The organism is Emticicia sp. GW821-FHT11C11 (assembly GCF_058808615.1).
Genome location: NZ_JBXARV010000003.1, coordinates 958,469 through 984,802, shown reverse-complemented (window position 1 = coordinate 984,802; position 26,334 = coordinate 958,469). Strand labels below are relative to the sequence as shown.

The window sequence follows — 26,334 nt, the reverse complement described above, 5'->3', positions numbered from 1 at the left end:
TCGGTCTATCTTGAATAAAAATATTGAATCGTGGCCTTAAGCTTTCTTATTTCTTTTTCTCTCAAAATTAATAATTCCTCGGCTTTTGCCTGCGTAACCAACTGAAAACGGATGTTATCTTTTGCTCCGCATTGTGCCAGCAGCGGTAAATCTACTGATATGACATGCGCAACCCGTGGGTATCCGCCTGTGGTCTGGTGGTCTGCCATGAGAATAATCATTTGTCCGTCGGGCAAGAGTTGTACTGTTCCGAAATCAACGGCTGATGAAACGAGTTCTGTTTTTTCTGACAGTTGCAATGCCTCTCCCATCAATCTGAACCCCATACGATTGGATTGCTGACTGATAGTAAAAGGCTGGTTTTCCAGCAAAGGTTTGCTTGCCGTGGTTAGTGAGTCATACTCATGCCCTTTGATAAGCCTGATGATAGGCTCAGCCGCATAAGGCGGGCGAATACTTACCCCTAAATATGGCAAAAAAACGGATTCGGTATAGGAAGCGAGTGCGAATGCTTCTCCCGATTGAATAGTATTGAAACCCAACAGACCATTGGTGCTTTTGCTCCCCAGCCATTCTTTGGTCTGAACACCTCCTTTTACGGCCAGATAGGCTCGTTGGCCGCTTTTTCGTTTTCTGAATTTCAGAGTACTTCCGGCCGCTATCTTTGTGCTTTGCCAGTGAGTAAGGTTGATGCTCTGGTTGTTTTCGTCCACCACATAGGGCACAAAATCTGCTCCGCCCACAGCAATTAAGGCATCTTGTGTAAAGGTTATTTCAGGAGCCGGAAAATGGAACTCTATCACTGCCTCGTTTTCATCATTACCCAGCAGAATATTCAGCAGTCGGGCGGCGGTTTTATCCATTGCACCATTGGGATTAATGCCGGAATAACGATAGCCGTTCCGACCCACATCCTGTATGCTGCTTAATATGCCTGTTTTGAGGAACTGCATCTTTTGAATTGAGTGATTGAGCGAGTTAGTAATTAAATTTCAGGCTTTTAAGATTTTGTTGTTGTTTTCTCTCTATGAGGTTGATTCGTAATAAAAATTCAACAAGTTTTATATTATTCTGTTGTTACTTTTTGCGGAAAAAGTAACCAAAAACTCGCATCATTTAAACTCGTCCAATTAAAAATCTGCTAGATTGAAAATATTCTCACAATCCTCTCCCTGATTTTTAATTGGTCTCAAACAGGAAATGATGCTTTAAGGTAGTAGTTTTTAGTTGTTATTCCTTTACTCCGTCAACTCTGTGGTAAAAACCTTATTATGAAACTTCTTTTTAAACAATACGTATTGTAGTTATTATTTACTGCGAAAAGGATGTTCGCGCCACAAATTTTACCAGATCACCTGCTTTCAGAAGTGTGGGATTGGGGGAGTTTATATCGAACAAGATAGTATCTGTATGGCCGATGAGTTGCCAGCCTCCCGGACTTTCGAGAGGATATATGCCTGTTTGTCTGCCTGCTATCCCTACGCTGCCTGCGGGTACTCTGGTGCGCGGGGTGGGTCTTCTTGGGGTGGCAATGCGCTCGTCCATTCCGCCCAGATAAGCAAAGCCGGGCAGGAAACCCATCATGTATACACGGTAGGTGGCTGCGCTGTGTATCCTGATTACTTCTTCTACACTTAAGCCGTTATGTTGGGCTACTAAGGCAATGTCTTCCCCATCATATATCACCGGAATTTCAATCAGATTGGCGCTCCCGGTTGTGGAAATATCCAGATTGGTTAAGGCCCCGGCCAGATAATTTTCTACCAACGCATAAGCAGTCTCGGCCTCCGGATACGCATTTCTTACCTGTATTACCTTATAAAAAACCGTCAGTGAAGCATAGGCAGGTATTGCTTCTGTAAAACCAATGAATGGGTGTTGGCGGCAATAATCAAACAGTTGAGCCACAAGCGTATTGACAGCCACATCGATTACAGACCCGAAATCGATCGTGACGGCAGAATCACCAATTGAGAATATGTTATAGGGTGGTTTCAAATTTATTTCATCAATTCCAATGCCTTGTTAATATCGTCAGTGGGCAGTTGGCAGGTTTTATCAAAACAGACGTATATCATGGTTTGTCCGTCGCGTGATTTTCTGTTCTGCAATAGCGGCAGGTCTGACGACTCACCGGTTCCTGCATATACTTTGTTGGGGTCGTAGGTCTGGTCAAGTACGGCTCTTACGCTCTGTGCATCAGGCCCTACTATGGCCACTTCGGCGGTTGGTTTTACCAGTTGCGTAGCCAGCGTAGCCCAGTTAGTGAGCCATTGTGTTTCGGTCAGCACCAGTTTTTTCATTTTGGCCAGCATCAGTTTACCGATTTCCAGATAATCGCGGCGGTCGAGTATCAGCCCGAGGTTATACAGATTCGTAGCCATGATGGAATTAGAAGCCGGAATCACGTTGTCGAACAACTCTTTTTTACGGGCTATCAGCGCTTCACCCTGGCTATCTGTAAAATAAAAGAATTCATCTTCGGCATCATAGAAATTTGCTATCACGTAATCTGTCAGCATTTCTGCTTCATGCAGCCATTGCTCGTCAAAAGTAACCTGATACAAAGCCGTATAGGCATCTATCACGCTGGCGTAGTCTTCCAGATAGGCAATAATAGTAGCTTTGCCATTTTTATAATTATGCCATAGTCCCCTGCCCTCTTTCCCTTCTTCAGTCAGCACCTTAGTGGTCATTTTATCTTTGATGAAATGCGCATTGACGAGCGCAATTCTCAGGAATTTCGGTTCGTTGATATACCTGTAGGCGTCTACCAGCCCTTTCAGCATCAGTCCGTTCCACGAACAGAGTATTTTATCGTCCAGTCCGGGACGAACGCGTTTGCTGCGTTCCTCAAGCAATCTAGCCAGCAGTTTGTCCCATTTATTGTTGTCTACACCATAGATTCGCTCTTCCAGATGCAGTATGTTGTTGCCGTGTTCCCAGTTACCGGCTTCACTAATCTCAAAAATCTCATTAAACTCATTTGACTGCTCCGCCAGCAGGTAATCAATTTCCTTTTTGGTCCAGACGTAAAATTTCCCTTCCTCGCCCTCACTGTCGGCATCCAGCGCTGAATAAAATCCTCCTTCTTCGCTGGTCATTTCACGTATCAGCCAGTCGATAGTCTGGCTGATACGCTCTTTGTACAGGTGGTCTTGAGTAAGCGCATAGGCCTCGGCATAAAGAGAAACCAGCTGGCCGTTATCATAGAGCATCTTCTCAAAATGCGGCACTTTCCAGTCTTCGTCGGTTGAGTAGCGTGTCCAGCCACCACCCAGTATATCATAGATACCACCCAACGCCAAGCGGTCGAGTGTCAGGCTGATCTGCTGCAAAGCCCGTTCATCTTTCGTAACGCTATAATATCGCAGCAGGAATTTCCAGATACTCGGCATCGGGAATTTCGGTGCGCGGTTCATACCGCCTTTTTCGTAGTCGAAATCGGTACGCATGCGGTTAAAAATCGTCACCAGGTCTTCTTCACTGAATGTCAACTCATCATCGGCCTGCAACTGGTATTTATCCGACTCTTTAAACAACATGTTTTCTGTAAAACCATCAGCCGACTCCTGCAATTTATCGTAGTTTTCATCAAAAGCCCTTTTGATGCTCACCACCAGATTGGCCCAGTTTTGTGGCGGGAAATACGTGCCGCCATAAAAAGGCCGGGCGTCGGGCATCAGAAATACATTCAGAGGCCAGCCTCCGCGCACACCCATGGCTTGCAGCGACTCCATATAGATGGCGTCAACATCAGGGCGCTCTTCACGGTCTACTTTTATGCATACCAGATGGGTGTTCATCAGGTCGGCTATCTGCTTGCTTTCGAACGATTCACGCTCCATCACATGGCACCAATGGCAGGCTGAATACCCGATGCTCACCAGTATCGGTTTGTTTTCTGCTTTTGCCTTCTGCAAAGCGGCTTCTCCCCAGGGATACCAATCGACGGGGTTATGGGCATGCTGCAGCAAATAGGGGCTTGTTTCGTGAATCAGTTGATTAGGCATATAGCAAAGAATACGGTTTTGATGTTAGAACAGCAGAATGGGTTTGGTTGTTCGGCTGATTAAATATTAAGTTTAGTTTTTAAAGGAAGTTATTTAAATTTCAGGTTTGTTCCTAATCTTCTGTTGTGATGGTTTACTGTCTGAATTTATATTTTTTTCATACAGATTCTTTTATTAATTATCGCTTTTGATATAATTTTGTATACTTTCCTTCGAAAGAACCTGTTCAGATTTGTAAAATGCTTTGCATTACTGAGCAACTATCGGGCGGCATTCAGAATTATTTTTCAGAAAGAAAACTTTATTGCTTATCGTTACGCTGTCTGTCTATTAAATTGAGTTGAATAAAAAAGACTGCTATAAAAGATTATTATATCAGAAATGATAATAACGTAGTTTTATTTTTTACAAACAATAACATTTAACGCGATGGAAAACATCCTACCCATTGAATTTTCTCCCATAGAAAACACTTCAAAAAAAGAATGGGTAACACCTCAATTTGAGATACTAACCAATAATATCAGAGCCTCAATGGGTGATGGTGAAGATGCGATGGATATAGCAGAGTCTTGATTTTGGGCCATATATCCAAAGTGCAGTATACGCTGCTCGAAGTTTTCAGCATAGCAAAAAATCATACTGCAAAAGTATTGCCGGGGAATCTTCGGTGGTTCTTCCAAATGCTGTTTGCGCTATTCATATAGCAGGTTCAAGGCTATACGTATAGCTACCAGATGCCATTAAGATTTCTATTACTAAAATGTTTGTCTTTTTATGAAATGCCTGCAGGTTTATTTACCCCAGGTTTCGGGTTTTCTGCGCCATTTTTTCAGTGACTCCAAGGACTCCGCTGAAATGTAGTTTTGCTTGATGGCCTCGTCTATCAGCGAGTTATAATTGCTCAGTGTTACCAATGGCACCTGCTTGTCGGCAAAGTTTTTGTCGGCTATTTTAAAGCCGTATGTAAAAATGGCGGCCATGCCTATTACTTCAATGCCGGCTTCTTTCAGTGCGTCTACTGCTTTCAGCGAGCTTCCTCCGGTCGATATCAGGTCTTCAATCACTACTACTTTCTGTCCTTTCTCTATGCGGCCTTCAATCTGGTTTCCCATGCCGTGCTCTTTGGGCTTAGGGCGAACATAGGCAAAAGGCAAGCCCAGCGCCTCGGCTACCAAAGCACCCTGTGGTATGCCCGCAGTGGCTACTCCGGCAATCAGTTCAGCCTCCGGGAAATGTTTCTTAATGGCCTTGGCCAGCGATTTCTTGATAAAAGTTCTTGCTTCCGGATACGACAAGGTGACGCGGTTATCGCAATAGATGGGTGAGTTCCAGCCCGAGCTCCATTGAAATGGTTTTTCCGGACTCAATTTTACTGCCTTGGTCGATAATAGATAAGAAGCAATCTTACGCGAAGTGTTCATTTAAAATAAGGTATGTTTTGCCGATGATCGGATTTATATACGTAGAGACGCATAAGCACGCGTCTCTATCAGGAAATTATATGCAATAATCAAAATATCCTTGCAGACAGGCAGCAGAACGTGCATCTGCGTTCTTAACTTTCGATAGTGCCCTTCATCACCAGAATCTTATCGATACGGTTTTTGTCCATGTCAATAATCTCAAATTCGTAGTCTTCCCACTCAAATTTATCGCCGGTGTCGGGTATTTCTTTTAGTATGTTCAGCGCAAAACCACCCAGGGTGTCGAATCCGGTATATTCGCGGCGATTGTTGATCTGAATATCAAAATGATTCAGGAAGTCATCAAACGGCAAGGAGGCATCTACCAGAAAACTGCCGTCTTCCCGCTCAAAAATCTCATAGCTGAATTCATTATCGACCGAAATATCACCCACCAGCGCATCCATAATATCGTTCAGGGTAATGATACCCAGCACACTGCCGTATTCGTCAACAATGATACCCATGTGGATGCGTTCTTCACGGAATTTCTCCAGGGCCTGATACGCATGGTTGTTTTCAGGAATAAACAGAGGCTCTTTCAATACCGACTCCAGATTCTGTAATTCGGTTTCCAGGTCTTTGCCCAGCAGGTTTTTAATATAGAGCAACCCGATGATGTTGTCGATACCGTCTTTACAAACGGGATACACCGAGTGCTTGAATTCAATTATTTTAGCTCTGTTTTCCTGCACGGGATCCTCGATGTCGAGCATGGTAATTTCGTTGCGGCTGGTCATCAGGGTGGTAATCTTCCTGTCGCCCAGATGAAATACGTTCTGTACAATTTCCTGCTCAATCTCGTCAATGGCGCCACCGGTAGCACCTTCCTGAATCATCGACTTGATTTCTTCTTCCGTAACCGAATTTTCAGTTTGAGTAATACCCAATGCCTTGAAGATGAGGTCGCTGCACTTGGTAAGCAACCATATAAACGGTGAGGTAATTTTCGAGAGGACATTCATCGGTGCAGCTACGGCCTTTGCAATAGCTTCCGGGTTTGCCATGCCTATACGCTTAGGTACGAGTTCACCCAGAACGAGCTGGACAAAACCGATAATGAGCACAATTAAACCCACGGCTATTTCATCGGCATAGCGGTCAGACAACCCCCAGTTCATCAGATAGGCCTTTAGCTGGCCTGTCAGCGTATCACCGGAAAAAATACCCGTCAGGATACTGATTAACGTAATTCCAATTTGAACAGTAGATAAAAAACGATTGGGTGAGTTGGCCAGGTCGAGCGCTGCCTGTGCTCTTTTATCACCATTTTTGCTTGCTATTTCTAGTTTTGTTTTGCGGGACGACACCAGGGCAATCTCCGACATGGAGAAAATACCGTTGAGTATTACTAAAAAAAGAACAATTAAAATTTCCATTTAAACGTTTTTGACCCAACGATTCGATGGGTCAGATGGTGATTAGAATGCAAAATAATATGTTTTACATATATTCTGAACGAAAAGTGTATTATAATTTTTTTACCACTTCTTTTACTTACAAAAAAATTACGAACTTTGTGGCCTGAATCAAATCTGCCTGAACAAAACAAATGGTTATCTTTATTGACGACAAACCTGTAAAAATTATCAGTAAAAAGAAATTTCAAGACCTGCACGGCAGCGATTTTGATACCATCCTCGATGCCAGACTTGAACCTCTGAACGAAAAAAAGTTTAACGGGCATGTAGTTGTGCTGAATACTTCGGCAGCCACCATTGAAAAATTCTTTCGGTTAATAAGCACAGTGAAAGATTTCGACTATCAGTCAGTGGTATTTGTGGTTGAAGACAAAGATGCTATTGAAGAGCAGATTAAGGGCTATTATAAGGTTGTAAAAGCAGCCGGAGGGGTGGTGTTTAATGAAGAGAGCCAGATTCTGATGATGTACCGCCTCGGTAAGTGGGATTTACCCAAAGGCAAACGCGACGACGACGAGAAGTCTAAAGCAACTGCTGTGAGAGAGGTGGAAGAAGAATGTAACATAAGCGTGACACTAGGCGAAAGAATCTGCACTACCTGGCATACTTATTCCATGGGCAATAACAGAATTCTGAAACGCACCAAGTGGTACCGCATGAATTGCACCGACGATGCCCACATGAAACCCCAACTGGAAGAAGGAATTGAAGAGCTAAGCTGGATGGACCCAAAACAAATTCAGAAAGCGTTGCTCAATTCTTACAGTTCTATACGCTATGTTTTTGATGAGCTGAATAAACCATAAGGTTATGAGAATTAATTGTCAGGATGTTGTATAGAAACGGAAAAGATATTGAAACCCCACCCCTACCCTCCCCAACAGTTGGGAGGGAGCAGGAAAATTTATATCTACCCCTTCAAAGTGACCTTCGCCTTGAAAGGAGTCTGAACATCCTTCCCCATTGTTGGGGAAGGGCAGGGATGGGGTTGTTTCTTTTTACTACCTTCCTTTTCTTATTCCCTCTTTTTAAATCCACGGCTCAAATCTGCAACGCAGTCGATTTCCCGTTTAGCCCGAGTACACAGAACCGAACTATAGACTGGCAGAAATTCCCCGAGTTCAGCCTGCCTTTTACTGTTATATACGGTGGCCCCCGCTTTGGCGATGCACAAAGGCTTCCGCTTAAACATGGCTTCAGCCATCTGGCTATATTTGAAAGTGCGGATGAAAGCCTCCCCAAAAATCAAAAAGCCTTAGCGTGGTATGGTGTAGCTTATAATGGAACCGACCAACCGTGGTGGAATCTCCGGAGCCCTTGGAACAATAATCTGGACGGCTACAAAGCCAAATGGCAACACGAACTGGCCACCATGCCTGAGGTAGATTTACTGGTGCCCGACATTGAACGACAAATCAAAACCAACGATTCTATCCTGATTCTGAAAAACCACCCGGCAACCCCTGCGGCCTACCGGAATCTGGACAATAATGCGTTTATAACCCAATATAAAAAAGACCTGCAGGCCTTGTATGCAGAAACTTTTCTGTTTACTAAAAACAACAAGAATGCGCAGATCGGGGGGTATTCAGATACCCCTATTCTCAATACGTATATCAATATTCCGGGCAATAGCTGGCAGAAATGGACTACCGATGCCAGCCTGCTGAACTACCTGCATTACGATTTTACCAGAAATACCATAGGCGGCGATGTCTTTAACCGACAGGATTTCTTTGCTCCTTCGGCCTACTATTATTATGATTATCCGCATCCGCTGGCTCCGGACTACCTGGCTTATCTGCTGTTTCAGATTGAAGCCAACCGTGCCTGGGCGCCCGATAAACGCCTGATTCCCTTTGTATGGCTGCGCTATAGCTACGTGACTGACGCCGCACGTAAATTCATTAAGCCTTATATGGCAGAAGCCACGGCTATTTTCCCTTTCTTTTCCGGTGCAAACGGATTATGGCTGTGGGAAGACCCCAACCTGTTTGCCAACAATGAGAATTTTGCTACGTATGAGTACTTCATTAAAGGTTTGTACCGGCTTTCTCAATACAAAGATATGTTTACGGGCAGCTATCAACTGGTGATACCTCAACCGGCACATGCCTATGTAGACAGCCGTAAGCCGCTGTGGCGTGGAGTAGTAAAAGGAAATGATTTGCTGGTTGCGGCACATAACCCATATGCCAAAGACGAAAACGAGACAGTAACGGTAGAAGCTACTTATAACAATATAAAGCTGAACATACCACTGAAAGGCTATGAGGTGTTTCTCTGTAAATTTGATATGAGCCTGTTGAGTGATGAGCCCGGCCGGTCGCCTGCTATGCTGAATGTTTTCCCGAATCCTACCGAAGAAGAACTTCATATCAGCCTGAACAGCCTGCAACCACAAACAACAACGCTTACGATAACAGACGCAAAAGGCAGGGTAATACATCAGGAGAAGCTCCTGCTACAACCCGGAGAAAACGCCACAACGCTGAAAATCAACCATCTTCAGGCAGGAGTTTACGTGGTAAAAGCCCTTAACTTATCCGGAAAGTTTGTAAAAAAATAAGACTTTTTTATTGTCGAATGTCGATTGCCAATTGTCGAATTACATCAATCGACAATCTGAAATCGACATTCGACAATCCTTCCTATTTTCCACCCAGATGTTTCAGCATTCTGATATGCGAATCGAGCCCATTGATGAAAGAGGCTTTGTCGTTATAAACGATGCCATACTCTTCGGCAGTGCTTCTGACAATTGGGGAAATATTGCGGTAATGCACGTGCGAAATATGAGGAAAAAGATGATGCTCAATCTGATAGTCGAGCCCGCCTATATACCATGAAAGAAGGTAATTCTTACTGGCAAAATTAGAAGTAGTATTTAGCTGATGTATGGCCCATATACTTTCGATATTTCCGTTTTCATCGGGCGACGGCTGGCTGGCTCCTTCTACTACGTGAGCCAACTGAAAAATAGTGCTCAGTATCAGGCCTGCTACTGCATGCATGGTCATGAAACCGACTAACCACTCGAAGAAATTAAGATTCAACCAAACTATCGGAAAAACACCCATCACGAGCACATAAGCCACTTTGCCTATAATTAAACGGATGATTTCTTTACGGGGAAACGATTTCACTAGTCCTGTTTTCGACATCTCGTTATAGAGAGCAATTTCTTTAAAGTCTTTCCATAAAAAAGAGAGTGTCATGAGGCTATACAGGAAAAAGGCATAAATATGCTGAAAACGGTGAATGGTTTTCAGTTTATCGCCGCAGGAAAGCCTCAAAAGGAATTTACCGGTGATGTCTTCGTCTACATCATGAATATTGGTATAGGTATGATGCAGGCGGTTATGCTGAATCTCCCAGTTATATACATTGCCACCTAAAAGGTATAACGATGCTCCGAACAAACGGTTGATCCAGTTATGCTCCGAAAACGAACCATGAATGGCATCGTGCATAACCGACATCCCTACTCCTGCCACGCCTATCCCCATCAGAATAGTCAAACCAAGCATCTGCCATTCTGAAAAAGCTCCTGTAAGAATCAATAAAAAAGACCCAACGTACAAGCTCAGCATGAAACCGGCTTTCACGAGTATTGGTTTCCCGCCGGTTTTAGAAATCTGATTTTCATGAAAATAAGAATCAACCTTGCTTCGCAGGACACTAAAAAAGAGTGATTTATCCTTGTTCAGAAATTTCACTCTGCTATATTTCGAGGGTTTCATTAAGGGGGTATTGATGGGGTTAGGCTGTACCCATACAAGGTACTAACTTTACTTGGAAGAATCTAATATCAATACGTCTAAATGAAAAAAAAATTGCATTCGTGGAACTTTTTATTTTCTTTCTGTACATCAGAGCGTTATTACCGCCTTTACCAGCTCATGACCCGATTGAAGCAGATTTTCGAAATTTCCGGCAACGTCAGCGAAGGCTACGCGGTGGGTGATCCAGGCATTGGTATCTATTCTGCCCTCTTCCATCCATTGAATAATGTTACGGAAATCTTCCGGCAGGGCATTGCGGCTAGCGAAAATGGTGAGTTCGCGGCGATGAAACAGCGGGTCAAAGAAAGTCATGTCTCCCTGAAAAAGCCCCACAAATATAATTTTACCCCCAAAGGCAGCCAGAGCAAAAGTGCTCATCATAGAAGCAGGGTTACCGGTGGCATCAAAAATGGCCGTGGGCATATCGCCATCCAGTTGGGCTTTTATGTTTTCAGAATTATTGTCTGACGCCACCACCGTAGCATCGGCATGCATTACAATTCTGGCAAAGGCGAGCCGGGTTTCGTTGACGTCGAGCATCACAACTCTGGCTCCTTTTATTTTAGCAAACTGCAAACAGGCCAGGCCTATCGGCCCCGCTCCTATTACCAGCACCTTGTCGGCCGCTGTAATACCCGAACGATTGACGGCATGACACCCGATGCCAAGGGTTTCAACCAACGCCAGTTGCTCATAATTCAGTTTGTCAGAGGCATACAGTTTATCGGCAGGTAGCTTCAGGTATTCGGTCATACCGCCATCGGTGTGCACCCCAAGCACCTGCAGGTTTTCGCAGCAATTGGTTTTGCCGTTGTGGCAAGGCTGGCATTGCCCGCAATGCAGATAGGGCTCTACTGAGCAGCGGTCGCCGGTTTTTATGTTCGTAACCGAATCTCCGACAGCCACAACCTCTACGCCCAGTTCATGACCCAATATACGTGGATAAGTAAAAAAAGGCTGGCGGCCTCTGTAGGCGTGATAATCGGTACCACATATACCGATACGATGTACTTTTACCAACGCTTCGTGGGCTTGTAAATCTGCAGGTTCGTTCACTGACCTATACTCAAATTTTCCTGCTTCCTGCAGCGATAATGCTTTCATTGTTGGGATCAATATTTAATGGGGGTGTTTTTAATATATCGTCCCTACGGGACTTTGGTTTTCAGGATTTGCCTTTTCTACAGATATGTTATCCCTACGGGATATAACTTTCGATTATTCTTAATTGATTTTCTCTAATCGATTCCTCGGCTTTCAAATCCGTAGCTTTTCAAAATTTCGCATGGTTCATCGACTTTATCCGTATTAAAACCAATTAATACTCCACAGTCGTAAAGTAAATTATTTCCATGCTTAGCATCACAATAAGCTTCTAATTTCTTCTCATCAAATTGTATAGGAACATCCGTTTTTATGGAAGTATTTGAATTAAACAGTTTAGCTTCTATAATGCATAAGTTATTTTTACTATCCCCTCTCCGATGAATTATTATATCCGGATAAACTAACCTTTCTATAATTTCTCGATTGTCATCTTCAAGTTTTAAATATTTCAACAACTCTGCAGTTAAATCATCCCTTATAAACCGAATTTTCTTATTATCCGATTCATCTGCAACATTCCCGTTATACTCACAATCAACATGATACTCTAAAAATAGTGGCTGCAAATATTCGGCAAGTTTATGTGTAATACTTCTTTCATTCAATTTGTTTTCTAAAAGGTATTTATCATTTGAAGCCAAAGAATTAAGTGCTATACATATCTTTTCAAGAATGATTTTCGCTTCCATGCTCTTAAATAATTGTATTATTTGTAAATCCCGTAGGGATGTTATATCTGTAGAAAGCACTCCAAAGAAAAGAGTACAAAGTCCCGTAGGGACAGTATATTATGGCTTTATTCCGTGAATATGTCATAAACAATCACTTCCTACATCCATTGTTTATCAAAAATACCGTTTCAAACTGATAATCTGTTCCGGAATGGGTTGAGTATTCCAGTGGTCGTGGATTACCAGTGCTGCACCCAAGGCAGAAGCCTGTGCTATTTCTGAGGCAAATACCTGTTTATTGAAAAAGGCATCTGCCAGCAGATTCATATATATTTCGTTTTTGGAGAAACCACCGTCAACAAAAATCTTTCTCACCTCCGTGCGGCCAATGGCCAGTTTCAATGATGCAATCTGTTGCGCCACGAGGTCGAGCATAAACTGGTGGTAGGCTTCCTCGTAAGATTTAAAGAGATTAATGTTACGCTCCACAAACGGGCAGTCGAGCATCACATCTGCCGTATCGGGTGTTGCCTGTTTGTGTTTATTGCGCAGATGCATAATCAGCTCCCGGTCGAATTTTACACCCTTGTAATAATTGACAGGCACATTAAAATACGTGGCCAGGTGTTTTGCCTGCCGCTCGTGCTCGTTTCCGGCAAAAATTCTGGACGCCTTCACCGGTTTACCCTCCACATTAAGGTAGCAAAGGCAGTCTTTGGCCAATTCACCGGCTGTGAGCGGCTCTTCGCTGAAAGGGTTCAGGCTGATAGCCCAGGTACCGGTGGATAACAGAATGAAGTTCTCGTCAAATGTGCGCAGGTAAGGCACCAAAGCCGACGAACTATCGTGCACACCAATGCCTACAGCCCTGCCCGAGGGCTCATCAGTAAATACCTGATTGGTGAGCAGGGGTTCCTGCTGAACCGAGTGTACGTGCTCGGCCTCTACCCATGCATGGTAATTGTTTTTGTCGAAATCCCACAGCATGGTATGACAACCCACACTCGTGATTTCAGACACGGGCTGGTTGGTGAACAAAAAACTGCAATACTGAGGCAAATGTAATGAGTAGCGTATCTGATGAAAAAGCGTCGGTTTCTCGTTTTTGAGCCAGTATAACTGCATACCTGAATTGAGCATGCCCAAATCGGGCGAAGCAGTTTCTCTGAATATGTCTTTACCGTATTTTTCGAGAAAGACCTTCTGTAAAGGTTTGGGGAACGCTTTCAGATAATTGTAAAGCGCAGCAAGGGGTTTTCCGTTGCCGTCCAGATGCACCAGACTGGCGCCATAAGCAGAGAAGTTCAACCCCCTAATATCATAATCAGGATTCTGAGCGAGCGCCTGAAAGCTATTCCTGATCCAGTTTGTAAGTTGCAGAAGATCGTCAGACGGATGTCCGTCATCGTCTAATGTTTCTTCCAACTGTACCTGTTCTTCTTTTAATACCTGATAATTCTGGTCGAAAACGAGTAATTTCTTGTTAGTTTTACCAATATCAAAAACGGCACAAACCGGAATCGGATCTTTCTTTTGAGTCATTGAGCTTTCAGAATTTTTACGTTTTCAAAATTAAGAAACAGTTTGCATTAATCTTAGGCATCGCTGAAAATTATCATAGCCGGTACTATCAAAGCACGGCCGGGTTTTGCAAACCCTATGGCAGCAGCTGTTCCCTTATGGTGTTTTAAAGAGGTCAATAGTATAATCCAATAGTTTGTTGTTTCCGTATTCTCCATGCCCCGGCACAACGATTCTGACATCCGCATACTCTTTTTTGATTTTCGCCACCGTAGCTGACCAATCTACTACATTAGCATCACCCAGATACCCTTTGCCTGCCTTTAATTCTTTTATCAGGCAACCGCCAAACATGATATGTTCGCTGGGGAAATAACCCACCACATTATCTTTTGTGTGGCCTTCTCCGAAAAACTTTGCAACAACAATTTCATTGCCCACTTTTAAAATCAGTGAATCGCGGAAGCTATTTTTAGGTACCACATAATTATTTTCTTTGGCAAGCTCAATTGTTTTGAAATAGGCAAAAGAAGGAATATTGTTTTCATGAAATGCTTTTAGTCCGGCTAAACAATCGTTGTGGAAATGGGTAGGAATAATTGCGTTTATGCGGCAATGAAGCGATTCTTTTATCCATTTGATTAATTCCTCTGCACTTTTGTCGTTCGTTGGTGTGTCGAAAACAATTGCTTCCTTGTTATTTATCACGATGAGGCCGTTACAAGGAACGTTCCCGAAATCATTGGTTTGTAAAAACGATGTATGTTCGAAAGAATTTTCGGTAATCTGAGTTACTATTAAGTCTTTCGACTTATAAACCTCTTTAGGTTTAAATGCGGGTCGTTTTTGAGCGTTTCCACTCAAAACAGTTATCGTACATGCAAGGATCAGCAGCGTTTTTGTAAGGAGATTCATTTGGTTTTCATGCTTTTTAGAATTTCAGCTAACCGTTAACTGGTGCAACGACAGCTATACGTTTTCAAAGGTAATAAATTAGAGATAAGGCTCAAAACTCCCTGAATTAGGAATTTATAAATATCAATAAAAGCTATTCTTCATTAAGAAATTGCCGTTTAAAATCCCACTGTTTCTTCAGTTGTTTGTATATTTGTTGATGATCGCCAGGTTATTTTGATTACAATGTCAGCGCCAATCAGATATTTTCTGACGCACGGCGTATTTCAGACAACCGCATGGCGGCTACTTTTTTCTGCGTTAATTGAAGCATAAGCCCTCATCTTCATTTTCTACGTTTTTTGAGTATAAATACTCACCTTAAAAAAATATTAATACTCAAAACTGGGCAACTTTTCGATAGCGATTATCGTTATATAGGTAGTACAACAAAAATTATTCGAAAAAAAATGAAATCTATCATACGCACTTCGGTGGCGGTATTGGCGATAGCCGTATCTACCACCACAGTATTTGCACAAAGCAAATCGACAGCTCCGGCTAACTACAAACAGCAAAATTTGAATTTAGCCAAAAAAAGTAAGCAGGCACAGGCAAGCCAGATTGCGATTTCAAATGATTACTCGGCCAATCCGTTAGAGAATCACCGCAATTATAAAGCGCACATGGGTGCCCCACAACCGTCTAAAGTCGTTTTCGATGTTAGTCTGGGTAACAGGCACAGAAATTATAAACAAAAAAATCTGCTTACGACAAACGGCTATAAAGAAGCCAACAAGCGAGCGCAAGACATTGAACAGGAGAAATTGGTTTTGAAATAGTAGTGAGTGTTCAATATGAAAAGGTAGTCCTCTCGGGCTACCTTTTTTGTTTTTTAAGCCTGCCTAAAAACTTAAGCCGAACTGAAAACCCAGTGTGAACGAAACCGGGTGGCTGTTGCCGAAGCGCAGGGGTAGCGGCAAAGCCACATAGTACCCTGTATGTTTGTTTTTCTTTACCACTTTGTTGAGCACCGGTGTGAGACCAAACCGGCCGGAGGTTTCAAAAGCCGCCCGGCCTGCAAAAGTGTAGCCCTTGCCCAGCGCCACCACTACACCAGGATGAATAAGCAGGTTGCTCATACGGCTGACGCCCTTTTCAGTCAAGATATGGGGTACAATCTCTAAAGAAAAACCGGCTTTGGCGGTTTTCCAGAGATTAAGCCCTAACGGAAAACCTACTACGTAACTGTCTTTGAAATTGACAGTATTGTGTTCGCTGAAAGTAACAATGGGATGAATAACTCCTACATAGCCTGTCATACGCGGATACGTATGCTCCGGAGGTTGGTTCTGACCAAAGGCAATAAAGCTGCAAAAAATAAAGATAGCGGATAGATAATGTCTGAAAGCCATAGTTTCTGGTTTGATACAACGCAAAACTAGAGTAGACAGATTAGCTAAAATAGCACACTATTTACTTTTTGTATCTGTTTTACTTTTCCGGAGATTATTTCTGTACGACAGCGGGTTTTTGCCAGTGTGTTGCTTAAAAGAACGGGTAAAATGGCTCTGGTCGGAGAAACCTGTGAGATAGGCTATCTCGGTAAGCGAGTACTCAGCCTGCTGCATCAGGTCAATGGCTTTTTCTATTCGCTTTTTCCGTACATATTCACCAAAATTGAGGTCGTCGAAATATTTCGAAAATTCTCTTGATAAGTAAGATGGATTAATGGCGAGCTCGTCAGAGATTTGCCGGAGGTCAACCGTAAACTGCGTATCAATCTGATCCTGAATAATATTCCTTAGCTCCTTTACCCAGCCGGGAATCTTCTTTTTGTCTGTTTCGCTCAGAATATTTTGATAAACCCGGTGCAACAGGTTCTCGAACGGGCTGTTCTGCAGGTGTTTTTGTTTGTACAGATGTGTTGCCCAGCTGTACAGGGCATCATAAATAATGTAGCCTTGCTCCAGTAACCTGTAATCGTCGGTAATATTGTAAGATAATCCGGCGGAAATAGCCATCAATCCGGCCGATTCATCGGTAATCTCATAGCGGTCGGTATCGGCCCCTCTTACAATTCCGGCCATAACTGCTACTGCCGGATCTGTAATGTTATACTTCTTAATGATGTAGTCAAAAGTGCATTGGTCGTCATAATGTGTGAACTCCACATCGGGTATGTCGAAAGGGATGGCATTATACTCCCGGGCCTTTTCAATGACCTCCTGATACGGCACATAGATAAATTCGGCTTCGGCATCAACAAATTTCCTGATAAGCCAGGGGCATGCCAGGCGGTCAATTTTTGGTTTTTCCCGGGTAATCCATTTCATGGGCTTCTATTTTAGTACAAATCTATTGTGCAGTCATTCTTTGTCAAAGTCTCAGGCAGAATTAGTTTTCAGGTTTCGGAAGACTTTCCTGTTAATCCGGCCTGTATATATCGTTCGGAATGTTTTTCCATAAAGAGATCTCATTGGGTTTTGCCTTTAAAAAACAATTCTCTTAAACTATTTATTTGCTTGCAAACGTTTATTAATGGTTGCTTACCGGAATCTGATGTCCGAGCCGGAAAACGAAGCCGATACTTAACATATACTTTATTCAGGTTTATTTGCCTGTTTGTTTTAATGCCGTAATTTTACCCGCAGTACAACTTTGGTAATGCAATTTTTGCTATGGTCTTAAAATTGGTTCAACAACAAATCAGATGATTTTTATTTTTTTTCTTATACACAATCAGTAGTTTCGCCAAAAATCCAAACTTCATTGATGATGAATATTCTTATAGCGAGTAATACTCCTTTGCCTGTGACAAAATACGGAGGGTCTGAACGTGTTATCTGGTGGCTGGGTGAAGAGTTAAGTAAAATCGGACATAAGATAACTTTCCTTACTCCTCCGGGTACGCAGTGTGATTTCGCAAGGGTAGTTATTCATGATCCGGCTGAGCCTCTGGAAAAGCAGATACCGACTGACATTGATATACTCCACTTGTCTGAAGCGCCGAAAGAACCCCTGCCAAAGCCTTATATTGTAATGAACCAGGGGAACAGAACTGATTTTGAACCTTTTGATATAAACACGGTTTTTGTTTCAAAAAACCACGCCGAAAGATACGGTTCTGAAGCCTATGTATACAATGGCTTAAAACTGGAAGACTACGGTAAGCCTTCTTTCACACAGCCAAGAACACACCTGCATTTTCTGGCCAAAGCAGCCTGGCGGGTGAAAAACGTGAAAGGCGCCATAGATATAGCCCGTGCCAGCCATAACAAACTGGCCGTGTTGGGTGGCAACAGGCTGAATATTAAAATGGGATTCCGGTTTACACCCTACCCTAGTATCAGTTTTTATGGCATGATAGGCGGCGAAGAAAAAAACCGCCTGATGAATACTTCTAAAGGGCTACTTTTTCCGGTGTTGTGGCATGAGCCTTTCGGTATTGCTATTATTGAAAGCCTGTATATGGGCTGCCCGGTATTCGGCACGCCTTATGGCTCTTTACCTGAGCTGGTGCCTGCTGATATGGGTACGTTATCAGACCATAAATCGGTTCTGATTGAGGCCCTCGCAAACCTCGGCCAATTTGACCCTAAAAAGTGTTCTGCTTATATAGCAGACAACTTCACCATGAAGCAGACAACAGCAAAATATCTGGAATACTACGAAATGGTATTGAACGGTAAGCCTGTCAATGCCTCTCCGCCGAAACTAAAGGAATTGGCGCCTAAGTTTTTGCCGTTTTATGAGTGAATGGGTGTGTGAAAAGGTAATATCTATATTTAACAAGTAGATTTTAATCATTTTTTGATATGCTTTCTAAAAAATAAGAATTACCAGATTTGGAAGTATTAAAAATTATCTTCTATCTTTGTGTTATACAATTATATAACTTTTGTTGTGGAATTAATAAGAAAAATCAAATCTCACGAAAACTATTTTTCTGATTTTTACAAAAAGCAGTCGCCCGAAGTAAAAGAAAAAATTGATGAAGTGCTTTATTTTATTCAAGTAGTTGAAAGATTAAGTACCCGTTTTTTCAAACATATAGAAGGTGTAAAAGGACTTTATGAAATTCGGGTCATGGTAGGAAATAATATTTATAGAATATTTTGCTGCTTCGATGAAGGTCATCTAGTTATACTCTTTAATGGTTTCCAGAAGAAAGACCAGAAAACCCCTAAGAAAGAAATTGATATGGCTATTAAGTTAAGGAATGATTATTTGGATAAGAAGAATAACTATCTAACAAAGTAAGTGACAATAAAGACTTAGAACTTTAATGAAAGAAAGAATTTATCAGTGTTATTTATTGTACCATACAGGAATTGAAATCTTTAGCACCAATAAATAATCACATATTTTTACCAACCAGAGTTCACTATTATAAAAGATTAATTACGAAAACTAATCTATATTTTAAAGAATAGTATATTATTATCGTTGCATTTGCATTGAGTCATCGAGGAATTTAAACCTAACTTTAAGCACTAAGTGGTACCTGTAGTTTACATACCAATCGCACCATTAAGGAATTGAAATTAATCTTAAATCAGTTGCCCAAAATAATGTTTACTGATTTAGCATTAGTTTATTAAAGTAAATTGTAAACTTTTTGAATGGAATTTTTCCATTCTTTGGAATTGAAACGCTTAGAAAAATGAACACATTAGATAATGCTCCTTTTCTTAAATCATTTGAAGAGCATTTAGACGAAAACTATGGCGCACTCGGTACGCCGAAAAGGGATGCGTTTGAAGAAAGGGCACAGAAGTTTGTGCTTGCAGAAATGCTAAGAGAAGAGAGATTAAAAGCTCATTTAACACAAGAACAACTGGCCGAAAAGATTGGTGCTAATAAAGGGTATATATCAAGAATTGAGAACGGAAGAACCGATATTCAATTAAGCACCCTTTATAAGATTGTTGAAAAAGGTTTTGGGAAACGACTCAGTTTATCGTTCCTTTAATTTGCTGGTAAGATATTTTCAGCGTATAAAGCAAAGCCCTGGCATTCGAAATGCCAGGGCTTTTTTGTATATCTTTATCTCTTCCCAAATTTATTACAATCTGAAATTACGCAGGTTGTAGGTAAATGTAAGCATGTAATAGCGGCCCAGTACCATGTTTTTCACGTCTTCTACGTAAGCAGTTGATACGTTACGACTGATGCTATTATTTTGTTTCAGAATATCAAACACATTGAAACGCAACTCACCGGCTTGTTTTTTCAGGAATTTGTAGCCAAGGCCACCATTCCATAGCGTGAAGCTTCTGTTGTAGCCTGCTCCCAAACCTGAGAACGACTGGTTAACCACTTCTGTCTGAAACACAAAACCTTTGCCAAACAACCAGTTGAGTTTGAAGTTTGAATTCTGCGACAGGAAGTTGCTGTTCAGGTTGGTCTGCAAGCTATTGCGCACAATGTTGTAGCTCGGTGAATATGACAGCGTGAAGTCGAATTTCTCACTCATGCTGCTGCTCACCACTACCCCACCATTGATACCGTAGTTGTTGGTGAAGCTCTTCACCTCATTAATAAGGTTCGGGTTTTTCAGATAAGAAACCCCCGCATTGAAATTGACATTCGACTTGATGAAGCTAACCGGTACACCATAACTCACAAACGAGCGCAGATTCAGCAGGCCGTCCATATTAACAGGCTTGGTCAATTGCGAACCTTTAAAGAGAATGATATCCGGTGCCAGCTCATAGTCTTTGTCGGCAATAAAGGTCGACTGCACAATGGCATTGTTTGAGTAGCTCAGGTTACCGAACACATTAAGGCTCTGTGCCGTTTTAGATTGCGTTGAACCGAAACGTATGGAAACCGAATGGGTATAGTCTTGTTTCAGATCAGGATTACCGGTTGATAACTGTGTCGGGTTGCCGTTATTGATTACATCCTGCAACTGGTTAACCGATGGCGCATTGGTATTGGTACGATAGAATATACGCAGGTTGGCCTTGTTCTGGAAACGGTAATTGAACATGGCATTGGGCAAAACGCTGTTGAAAGCGTATTTCACATTCTGCGGATTGGGGTATGTCTGCTCACTGGCCAGTTGGGCGTTCTGATACGCTGCGCCTACCGTAAAGAACGATTGCTGGTTGCGGTAACGATAGCTTACGCCGGTACGGTTGGTCAGATAATCATTGTCAAACACGCTGCTCAACGACTGATTCAGTATTGAATAAGTATCTGTTTTTTCGTCAAAAGCATTGACACGTCTATCTGATGAACTCAGGTTATATGAAATGTTGTGATCGAACTGCAATTGGGCTTTTTTGCTGATTGGCTCGGTATAAGTTACGTTGGCCGAAATACGGTTGCTGTAAGTCAGAGACCGGGTTTGCTGGTCGATAATCTGAGTGGTATCGTTTGGAGTGAAATAACGGCTCACCGAATACTGGCTGTTTAATCCTGTGCGGTCACTCAGGTTATCCTGCAAACTAACCGAGAAAGTACGTCCTTCTTTGGCAAATCTATGTCTGAAAAGCAATTCACCCGAAAGGCTATATCCTTTGTTGTTTGAGTTTCCGGTGGTTTGTGTCGTATTCTGCAAGGCGCCTTCCATGATGGTTTGTCCGTTCAAAGTAGAATACGAATCGTTGTTCTGCCAGCTGATGCGCGGCGTAAATATAATCGAATTGTTTTTGTTGATGTTATATTCCAGACGCATGGTTACCCGGTGATTCATGTTGCTGACATCAGAACTGCTGGCTTCGTCGTAAGTCTGTGGCAGCGTGCCCAGGTACTCACGGTGTGACGTGCTGGCGTTGCCGTTATTGGCCGAGTTAAAAAAGTAACTCGTATTCAGTTTTACTTTTTTACCCAGGTTGTCGCTATAGTTTAAGCCGATTGAGGTTGTATGGGCAATACCCGGTTGCTGACCCACCATGAAGTCGCCGGCATTGGCTCCGCCGCCACCACCTCCACCGCCGGGACGTCCACCGCCACCACCGCCGGCTCCACCACCTCCACCACCGGGACGACCACCGCCGCCACCGCCAAAACCTCCTCCACCTCCACCGAAGCCGCCACCACCCGACGAACCTAATACGCCGAGGATATCCTGATTGGAGAAGTTTTGCTGATTGATGTTATTCGATAACCCAATGATGGTTAACCGTTGGTCTTTTTTGAATAGGTTCATACTCACGCCTGACTGGTAGCGGTCGTTTTCGCCATAACCTGCATAAACCTTACCAAACTGGCCGTTGTTTTTGCCCTGCAATGTAGTGATATTGATGGTCTTGACAGAATTGCCATCATCGAAACCTGTAAACTGAGCTTGCTCGCTCAAGCGGTCAAATACCTGTACTTTATCTATGATTTCAGCCGGAAGGTTCTTCAAAGCCAGGGTGGCGTCGTCACCGAAAAACTCCTGTCCGTCAACTGTTACTTTTCTTACTTCTTCTCCCTGCGCTTTCACTACGCCGTTTTCAATGGTTACGCCGGGCATTTTTTTCACCAGGTCTTCTGCCGAAGCATCGGGGTTTGTTTTATAGGCGCTGGCATTGTATTGCACCGTGTCGCCTTTTTGCTCCACACGAATCTGCTTTTCGCGCACAATTACCTCGCTTAACTGGCGGGCGTTTTCACCCATAATTACCACGCCCAGGTTTTTGGCCGTAGTGCCTACTGTAATTTTGTTCTGGAGATCGTCATAGCCGATAGAGGTGATTCGCAGCAGGTAAGCTCCGGCTTGCACGCCTGTAAATCTGAAGAATCCTGCGGTATCGGCCTGCACACCTTTACGCTGTGTGCTGTCTGCCTGGTTAATTAATAATACGCTGGCGCCAACCACTGCTATCTTGGTTTTCGCTTCCTGTACTGTTCCGGTTACTTCTACTCCCTGAGCAAAAACTCTGACCGAAACCAGAAGTGTGAGTGATAATAAAAATAGATGCTTCCTCATTGTTTATGTTTCATTGACATCTCTTAGAATGACAAACGTCTTCAAAGTTTAGCCACCTCCGTTCAATAGGCGACCAATCTGTGAGTTGTGTAGATAAAACATCTCAAACTTACCGATTATCGGCACATTTATCATTGTATTTATCTAATATTACTCATGCAAACACTTTTAAAAAAAATTAGTACGCGAAGCAGAATGTCTGCTGTGCTTCTGTAAAATTGACATATATTTGCTTAAAAAACACCTATATACGGCCTTTTAATTAAAACAACATAAATCACTAACAATCAATCTATTATAATATAGTTCGCATGAATCACACACGGTTTGCCTCATATAGGTTTCTCCTGCCCTGTTTTGCAATTTTGCTCATAGCTGCAAGCACTAAACAAGCACAGGCACCCGCCAAGCCAAAGGCACGCTACAATTATTTATTGCACTTACCTAAGGACTACGACAAAAAAACTGTGCCATATCCGGTAATTATCTATTTACACGGAAGCTCACACCGAGGCAGCGACCTCAACAAACTAAAGGGGTACGGGATACCACAACTGATTGATCAGGGGAAGGAATTTGACTTCATCATTGCCTCTCCGCAATGCCCTGACGGTAAAAGCTGGAACAGCGAAAACTGGTTTGATGCGCTCTATGAAGAACTCAACACCAAATACAGAATCGATCCCGACCGCGTGTACCTAACGGGCATAAGCCTGGGTGGCCAAGGTACGTTTTCGGTCGGGATGGATCACACTGATAAACTGGCTGCGCTGGTGCCACTGTGTGGCTGGGTGAACGATGCCGATATCCCGCGCCTCTGCACGACGTTGAAAAAAATACCCATCCTTACTTTCCACGGCACGGCTGATAACGTTATCTCAATCAGTGAAACAGAGCGGATTGTGAAAGAATTAGAAAGCTGCAATGCAAACATTGCGTTTACAAAACTGGAAAACGAAGGACACGGCATACAGTTCCTCTACGATCGTCCGGAAATTTATGAGTGGATGCTTAAATGGAAGCGACAGAAGTAATGAAGATGCCGTTCTAAGAACGGCTGACTCACTGACTCAATTTAAATTGAGCCAAACGGTGTTGAATCAAACTTGTAACCTGACCTTCTTCTATTTATTTCTTTAAGAATAGTGGTATATTCACCACCACCTTTATGTGCATAAGGGATATAACCTGAGGGAGGTTCAGGCAATTGATTTTCACATTCCTTTGAGCAAAGATTAATCAATAAAGGAAACACATTGCTACCTACATACTGAGAAGTCCATAGTTGATTAGTCTTGGCATAATGTATTTCTTTTTTGCAAATGCTACAGTTGAGGTTTTCGCGGAAATAACGAATCGGATTAGTAGTCAAATCAGGAAAACCTTTATTATTTTTAAAATTCCCAAACAATGTGCTAATACTTACTCTTGTAGTCCTAAGTTTTCTACAATTCAATATTTCGAAAGGAAGCCATTTTAACTCACGAGAGCAGTATACATCAAAAGATTCAAGTGCTTCCATCTCTTCAATTTCCGGAGGTATACTTTTTAAATTGCTCTGATAAAGGTATATTTTTTTTACACTTTTCAACTTAGAGATACTTTCCGGTAGAGTGTACATTTTCTCATACAAATCAGAACCTAACGCATCAACTGGCTTAAACTCATCTCCATTTTCTTCTGCCAATTTATCAATATATTCGCATAATTTCCCCCATGCAACTGAGTTCCGGTCTTGAATATGATTCTTAATTATTGGGTTGGTAGAGTTCATACACTTAAAATTCTTTGCTTAATTTAGTTGAGTAAGCCTAACAAATATTCCCGGATGTGCACACAAATTGAGAAAATCATTATTTTCTATTCATTCCAAAAACAGCCAATTATTTATCTGGTGAAGGTCCAATGTAAAGTAGTTTTGCTGTTTATAATCTCGAATCCAAAGCCAATTGATATCCCTCTGAAGCCGCATTGCAATGCGGCTCTACCCGTTTTGCTTACTGGTTACGAATTCCACTCATTTATTACTCTACCACTTTAAATTCAAACTCAACTGCCAGCTCAACCCGTATTTATCGGCAATGAAGGCGAATTTTTTGCTGAATGGGTATTCGCCGAGGGGCATCATGGTCATGCCACCTTCTGACAGGTTTTTGTAAAGGGTATCAATTTCTTCTTCCGACTCACAGTTGACATAGATAGACACCGCCGGGGAAAAACTGAATTGATGCGCAAAACTGCTGTCGATAGCCATATAGGTTTGTCCACCCAGCGTGAAGGTGGCATGTTTTACTGTTCCTTTGTGGCCACCGGGTTCGTCGGTCTCGTAATGTTCCATGTGCTGTATGCCCGAGTCTTTGAATAGCGTTGTATAGAAGTTAATAGCTTCTTCTGCTTTGCCGTATTGTTCGCCAACGAACATCAGAAAGGTTATCGTTTTTTGCATAAGGTTGTTCTTTCAAGTAGTAGTTGTTCTCTAAAATCTTATTTTATGCTTCGGGGTATCAATGCGAAATGGCTTTCAGTCCTATGATTGACCCAACGAGAGTCAATATAAAGAAAATCCGCCAGAAATTCGCCGGCTCCTTGAATACAAATATGCCGATTAGTACCGTACCGACTGCACCGATGCCCGTCCAGACGGTGTAGGCAGTCCCTAAAGGCAGGTTTTGTATGGCTTTCATGAGCAGTAGCATACTGCAGGCCAAAGAAACAATAAAACCTGTATACCACCAATAGGCTTCGCCACCCGTACTTACTTTTGCTTTGCCTAAACATGCCGTAAAAGCTACTTCAAACAAACCTGCAATGATTAATATTATCCAGTTCATATCCACTTTGTTTTGTTGTGATTACACAACAAAGGTCAGCGCATTAGATTTTGAATCCTTTTACAAATGTTAAAAAAGAATCAGGTTATCTGATTTCGGCTCTGATGCGACTTAAACTTACCTGTGTGATACCCAGATAAGAAGCAATGTATCCCAGAGAAACCCTCTGAAGCAGGTCAGGGTGTGTCCGGAGCAGCGATGTGTAGCGCTCGGCAGCGGTGCTGAACTGTCGGGCAATGAGTCGTTCTTCAGTTTTGATGAGTTCCTTTTCAGCGAATCTTCTACCCCAATTGGCTATATGGATATCCTGATTTAATAGATCCTGCAAATGATTGGTATTCAGGGCGTATAATTCGCTGTCTTCCAACAGTTCAATGTTTTCGTAGCCGGGTTGGTTGGCAACATAGCTGCTCATGGATACAACCGCTTCGCCTTCTTTACCAAACCAGAAAGTGATTTCCGTATCGTTCTGGTAAGAATAGGCTCGTACAATGCCCTTTTTAATGAAGTACATTGTTTTTTCTATGTTCCCGGCTTTTAACAACAAATGTTTCCTTGGGAATCTCACTTCATCAATGCGGTCTGCCAGCCTTGCAAGTGAATCATCAGGTAGTGGGTATATTTGGTTGAGTATCCGGTTTATTGGCATGAGTACAGTGAATAGTATAGCCGCAATGCATTACGGCTATAACTAAGTA

At 42.5% G+C, this 26,334-nt stretch carries 25 protein-coding genes; 8 read left to right on the top strand and 17 right to left on the bottom strand.

The window, feature by feature from the left end; translation table 11 throughout:
• Positions 1 to 5: 5 nt before the first annotated feature.
• From AC1RRY_RS19410 to AC1RRY_RS19400, 3 genes are all read right to left on the bottom strand, one after another.
• Positions 6 to 953: a 5-oxoprolinase subunit C family protein gene (locus tag AC1RRY_RS19410; protein WP_492821487.1), complete on the bottom strand. Its 948-nt coding sequence runs from the start codon at positions 951 to 953 to the stop codon at positions 6 to 8.
• Positions 954 to 1,311: 358 nt separating this feature from the next.
• Positions 1,312 to 1,998: a 5-oxoprolinase subunit PxpB gene (gene pxpB, locus AC1RRY_RS19405; protein ID WP_492821489.1), complete on the bottom strand. Its 687-nt coding sequence runs from the start codon at positions 1,996 to 1,998 to the stop codon at positions 1,312 to 1,314.
• Positions 1,999 to 2,000: 2 nt separating this feature from the next.
• Entirely contained in the window at positions 2,001 to 4,013 is a 2,013-nt protein-coding gene (locus AC1RRY_RS19400; RefSeq protein ID WP_492821491.1) for a thioredoxin domain-containing protein, read from the bottom strand.
• 429 nt (positions 4,014 to 4,442) lie between these two features.
• On the opposite strand from AC1RRY_RS19400, the gene AC1RRY_RS19395 reads away from it, so the two are divergent.
• Positions 4,443 to 4,589, top strand: a complete 147-nt coding sequence (locus AC1RRY_RS19395) for a hypothetical protein (RefSeq protein ID WP_492821493.1) — start codon at positions 4,443 to 4,445, stop codon at positions 4,587 to 4,589.
• Positions 4,590 to 4,807: 218 nt separating this feature from the next.
• On the opposite strand, the gene pyrE is transcribed toward AC1RRY_RS19395, so the two are convergent.
• Positions 4,808 to 5,437: an orotate phosphoribosyltransferase gene (pyrE, locus tag AC1RRY_RS19390; RefSeq protein WP_492821495.1), complete on the bottom strand. Its 630-nt coding sequence runs from the start codon at positions 5,435 to 5,437 to the stop codon at positions 4,808 to 4,810.
• A gap of 134 nt (positions 5,438 to 5,571) precedes the next feature.
• Positions 5,572 to 6,858: a hemolysin family protein gene (locus tag AC1RRY_RS19385; RefSeq protein WP_492821497.1), complete on the bottom strand. Its 1,287-nt coding sequence runs from the start codon at positions 6,856 to 6,858 to the stop codon at positions 5,572 to 5,574.
• A 173-nt stretch (positions 6,859 to 7,031) separates the two neighbouring features.
• On the opposite strand from AC1RRY_RS19385, the gene AC1RRY_RS19380 reads away from it, so the two are divergent.
• Both AC1RRY_RS19380 and AC1RRY_RS19375 read left to right on the top strand, forming a co-directional pair.
• Positions 7,032 to 7,706, top strand: a complete 675-nt coding sequence (locus AC1RRY_RS19380; protein WP_492821499.1) for an NUDIX hydrolase — start codon at positions 7,032 to 7,034, stop codon at positions 7,704 to 7,706.
• A gap of 23 nt (positions 7,707 to 7,729) precedes the next feature.
• Positions 7,730 to 9,469, top strand: a complete 1,740-nt coding sequence (locus AC1RRY_RS19375; protein WP_492821501.1) for a T9SS type A sorting domain-containing protein — start codon at positions 7,730 to 7,732, stop codon at positions 9,467 to 9,469.
• Positions 9,470 to 9,551: 82 nt separating this feature from the next.
• Here the strand turns inward: AC1RRY_RS19375 and AC1RRY_RS19370 are convergent, their stop codons facing one another.
• The 5 genes from AC1RRY_RS19370 to bla form a co-directional block, all read right to left on the bottom strand.
• The gene (locus AC1RRY_RS19370; protein ID WP_492821503.1) at positions 9,552 to 10,643 is read right to left on the bottom strand and encodes a fatty acid desaturase family protein; all 1,092 of its coding nucleotides are present in this window, start codon (positions 10,641 to 10,643) and stop codon (positions 9,552 to 9,554) included.
• Positions 10,644 to 10,772: 129 nt separating this feature from the next.
• Complete coding sequence (locus tag AC1RRY_RS19365; protein ID WP_492821505.1) at positions 10,773 to 11,789, bottom strand: zinc-binding alcohol dehydrogenase family protein; 1,017 nt, start codon at positions 11,787 to 11,789, stop codon at positions 10,773 to 10,775.
• A gap of 134 nt (positions 11,790 to 11,923) precedes the next feature.
• Positions 11,924 to 12,481, bottom strand: coding sequence for a hypothetical protein (locus AC1RRY_RS19360; protein ID WP_492821507.1), 558 nt, complete (start codon positions 12,479 to 12,481; stop codon positions 11,924 to 11,926).
• Positions 12,482 to 12,637: 156 nt separating this feature from the next.
• On the bottom strand, positions 12,638 to 14,005 hold the full coding sequence (locus AC1RRY_RS19355) for an FGGY-family carbohydrate kinase (RefSeq protein ID WP_492821509.1): 1,368 nt from the start codon (positions 14,003 to 14,005) through the stop codon (positions 12,638 to 12,640).
• 135 nt (positions 14,006 to 14,140) lie between these two features.
• A complete protein-coding gene (gene bla / locus AC1RRY_RS19350; protein WP_492821511.1) occupies positions 14,141 to 14,899 on the bottom strand; it encodes a subclass B1 metallo-beta-lactamase in 759 nt (252 codons plus the stop codon).
• Positions 14,900 to 15,348: 449 nt separating this feature from the next.
• Between bla and AC1RRY_RS19345 the strand changes: the two genes are divergently transcribed.
• The gene (locus AC1RRY_RS19345) at positions 15,349 to 15,720 is read left to right on the top strand and encodes a hypothetical protein (protein WP_492821513.1); all 372 of its coding nucleotides are present in this window, start codon (positions 15,349 to 15,351) and stop codon (positions 15,718 to 15,720) included.
• 63 nt (positions 15,721 to 15,783) lie between these two features.
• On the opposite strand, the gene AC1RRY_RS19340 is transcribed toward AC1RRY_RS19345, so the two are convergent.
• Both AC1RRY_RS19340 and AC1RRY_RS19335 read right to left on the bottom strand, forming a co-directional pair.
• Positions 15,784 to 16,293, bottom strand: a complete 510-nt coding sequence (locus AC1RRY_RS19340; protein WP_492821515.1) for a hypothetical protein — start codon at positions 16,291 to 16,293, stop codon at positions 15,784 to 15,786.
• Between the two features lie 57 nt (positions 16,294 to 16,350).
• Positions 16,351 to 17,214, bottom strand: coding sequence for a chromate resistance protein ChrB domain-containing protein (locus tag AC1RRY_RS19335; RefSeq protein WP_492821517.1), 864 nt, complete (start codon positions 17,212 to 17,214; stop codon positions 16,351 to 16,353).
• A gap of 439 nt (positions 17,215 to 17,653) precedes the next feature.
• Between AC1RRY_RS19335 and AC1RRY_RS19330 the strand changes: the two genes are divergently transcribed.
• From AC1RRY_RS19330 to AC1RRY_RS19320, 3 genes are all read left to right on the top strand, one after another.
• Positions 17,654 to 18,637 carry a glycosyltransferase gene (locus tag AC1RRY_RS19330; RefSeq protein WP_492821519.1) on the top strand — a complete coding sequence of 328 codons (984 nt, stop codon included), beginning with the start codon at positions 17,654 to 17,656 and terminating at the stop codon, positions 18,635 to 18,637.
• A gap of 147 nt (positions 18,638 to 18,784) precedes the next feature.
• Positions 18,785 to 19,141, top strand: a complete 357-nt coding sequence (locus tag AC1RRY_RS19325; protein WP_492821521.1) for a type II toxin-antitoxin system RelE/ParE family toxin — start codon at positions 18,785 to 18,787, stop codon at positions 19,139 to 19,141.
• A gap of 403 nt (positions 19,142 to 19,544) precedes the next feature.
• Positions 19,545 to 19,853: a helix-turn-helix domain-containing protein gene (locus AC1RRY_RS19320; protein ID WP_492856573.1), complete on the top strand. Its 309-nt coding sequence runs from the start codon at positions 19,545 to 19,547 to the stop codon at positions 19,851 to 19,853.
• 93 nt (positions 19,854 to 19,946) lie between these two features.
• Here the strand turns inward: AC1RRY_RS19320 and AC1RRY_RS19315 are convergent, their stop codons facing one another.
• Positions 19,947 to 22,805, bottom strand: a complete 2,859-nt coding sequence (locus AC1RRY_RS19315) for an outer membrane beta-barrel protein (protein WP_492821525.1) — start codon at positions 22,803 to 22,805, stop codon at positions 19,947 to 19,949.
• A 311-nt stretch (positions 22,806 to 23,116) separates the two neighbouring features.
• Between AC1RRY_RS19315 and AC1RRY_RS19310 the strand changes: the two genes are divergently transcribed.
• Positions 23,117 to 23,839 (top strand): carboxylesterase family protein, encoded by a 723-nt coding sequence (locus tag AC1RRY_RS19310; protein ID WP_492821527.1) that lies wholly within the window; start codon positions 23,117 to 23,119, stop codon positions 23,837 to 23,839.
• 41 nt (positions 23,840 to 23,880) lie between these two features.
• On the opposite strand, the gene AC1RRY_RS19305 is transcribed toward AC1RRY_RS19310, so the two are convergent.
• The 4 genes from AC1RRY_RS19305 to AC1RRY_RS19290 form a co-directional block, all read right to left on the bottom strand.
• Positions 23,881 to 24,579 (bottom strand): leucine-rich repeat domain-containing protein, encoded by a 699-nt coding sequence (locus AC1RRY_RS19305; RefSeq protein ID WP_492821529.1) that lies wholly within the window; start codon positions 24,577 to 24,579, stop codon positions 23,881 to 23,883.
• Between the two features lie 255 nt (positions 24,580 to 24,834).
• Entirely contained in the window at positions 24,835 to 25,251 is a 417-nt protein-coding gene (locus AC1RRY_RS19300; RefSeq protein ID WP_492821531.1) for a VOC family protein, read from the bottom strand.
• Positions 25,252 to 25,309: 58 nt separating this feature from the next.
• The gene (locus tag AC1RRY_RS19295; protein WP_492821533.1) at positions 25,310 to 25,636 is read right to left on the bottom strand and encodes a DMT family transporter; all 327 of its coding nucleotides are present in this window, start codon (positions 25,634 to 25,636) and stop codon (positions 25,310 to 25,312) included.
• 85 nt (positions 25,637 to 25,721) lie between these two features.
• The gene (locus AC1RRY_RS19290) at positions 25,722 to 26,285 is read right to left on the bottom strand and encodes a Crp/Fnr family transcriptional regulator (RefSeq protein ID WP_492821535.1); all 564 of its coding nucleotides are present in this window, start codon (positions 26,283 to 26,285) and stop codon (positions 25,722 to 25,724) included.
• Positions 26,286 to 26,334: the final 49 nt, after the last annotated feature.

Excerpts from the sequence above, each read along its gene's own strand:
- AC1RRY_RS19330 (WP_492821519.1), top strand. The coding sequence starts at position 17,654 with ATGATGAATATTCTTATAGCGAGTAATACTCCTTTGCCTGTGACAAAA.
- AC1RRY_RS19335 (WP_492821517.1), bottom strand. The coding sequence starts at position 17,214 with ATGAAATGGATTACCCGGGAAAAACCAAAAATTGACCGCCTGGCATGC.
- AC1RRY_RS19310 (WP_492821527.1), top strand. The coding sequence starts at position 23,117 with ATGAATCACACACGGTTTGCCTCATATAGGTTTCTCCTGCCCTGTTTT.
- AC1RRY_RS19380 (WP_492821499.1), top strand. The coding sequence starts at position 7,032 with ATGGTTATCTTTATTGACGACAAACCTGTAAAAATTATCAGTAAAAAG.
- AC1RRY_RS19305 (WP_492821529.1), bottom strand. The coding sequence starts at position 24,579 with ATGAACTCTACCAACCCAATAATTAAGAATCATATTCAAGACCGGAAC.
- AC1RRY_RS19385 (WP_492821497.1), bottom strand. The coding sequence starts at position 6,858 with ATGGAAATTTTAATTGTTCTTTTTTTAGTAATACTCAACGGTATTTTC.
- AC1RRY_RS19370 (WP_492821503.1), bottom strand. The coding sequence starts at position 10,643 with ATGAAACCCTCGAAATATAGCAGAGTGAAATTTCTGAACAAGGATAAA.
- AC1RRY_RS19320 (WP_492856573.1), top strand. The coding sequence starts at position 19,545 with ATGAACACATTAGATAATGCTCCTTTTCTTAAATCATTTGAAGAGCAT.
- pyrE (WP_492821495.1), bottom strand. The coding sequence starts at position 5,437 with ATGAACACTTCGCGTAAGATTGCTTCTTATCTATTATCGACCAAGGCA.
- AC1RRY_RS19300 (WP_492821531.1), bottom strand. The coding sequence starts at position 25,251 with ATGCAAAAAACGATAACCTTTCTGATGTTCGTTGGCGAACAATACGGC.
- AC1RRY_RS19400 (WP_492821491.1), bottom strand. The coding sequence starts at position 4,013 with ATGCCTAATCAACTGATTCACGAAACAAGCCCCTATTTGCTGCAGCAT.
- AC1RRY_RS19295 (WP_492821533.1), bottom strand. The coding sequence starts at position 25,636 with ATGAACTGGATAATATTAATCATTGCAGGTTTGTTTGAAGTAGCTTTT.
- AC1RRY_RS19375 (WP_492821501.1), top strand. The coding sequence starts at position 7,730 with ATGTTGTATAGAAACGGAAAAGATATTGAAACCCCACCCCTACCCTCC.
- AC1RRY_RS19340 (WP_492821515.1), bottom strand. The coding sequence starts at position 16,293 with ATGGCTTTCAGACATTATCTATCCGCTATCTTTATTTTTTGCAGCTTT.
- AC1RRY_RS19315 (WP_492821525.1), bottom strand. The coding sequence starts at position 22,805 with ATGAGGAAGCATCTATTTTTATTATCACTCACACTTCTGGTTTCGGTC.
- AC1RRY_RS19345 (WP_492821513.1), top strand. The coding sequence starts at position 15,349 with ATGAAATCTATCATACGCACTTCGGTGGCGGTATTGGCGATAGCCGTA.
- AC1RRY_RS19395 (WP_492821493.1), top strand. The coding sequence starts at position 4,443 with ATGGAAAACATCCTACCCATTGAATTTTCTCCCATAGAAAACACTTCA.
- AC1RRY_RS19410 (WP_492821487.1), bottom strand. The coding sequence starts at position 953 with ATGCAGTTCCTCAAAACAGGCATATTAAGCAGCATACAGGATGTGGGT.
- bla (WP_492821511.1), bottom strand. The coding sequence starts at position 14,899 with ATGAATCTCCTTACAAAAACGCTGCTGATCCTTGCATGTACGATAACT.
- AC1RRY_RS19355 (WP_492821509.1), bottom strand. The coding sequence starts at position 14,005 with ATGACTCAAAAGAAAGATCCGATTCCGGTTTGTGCCGTTTTTGATATT.
- AC1RRY_RS19365 (WP_492821505.1), bottom strand. The coding sequence starts at position 11,789 with ATGAAAGCATTATCGCTGCAGGAAGCAGGAAAATTTGAGTATAGGTCA.
- AC1RRY_RS19290 (WP_492821535.1), bottom strand. The coding sequence starts at position 26,285 with ATGCCAATAAACCGGATACTCAACCAAATATACCCACTACCTGATGAT.
- AC1RRY_RS19360 (WP_492821507.1), bottom strand. The coding sequence starts at position 12,481 with ATGGAAGCGAAAATCATTCTTGAAAAGATATGTATAGCACTTAATTCT.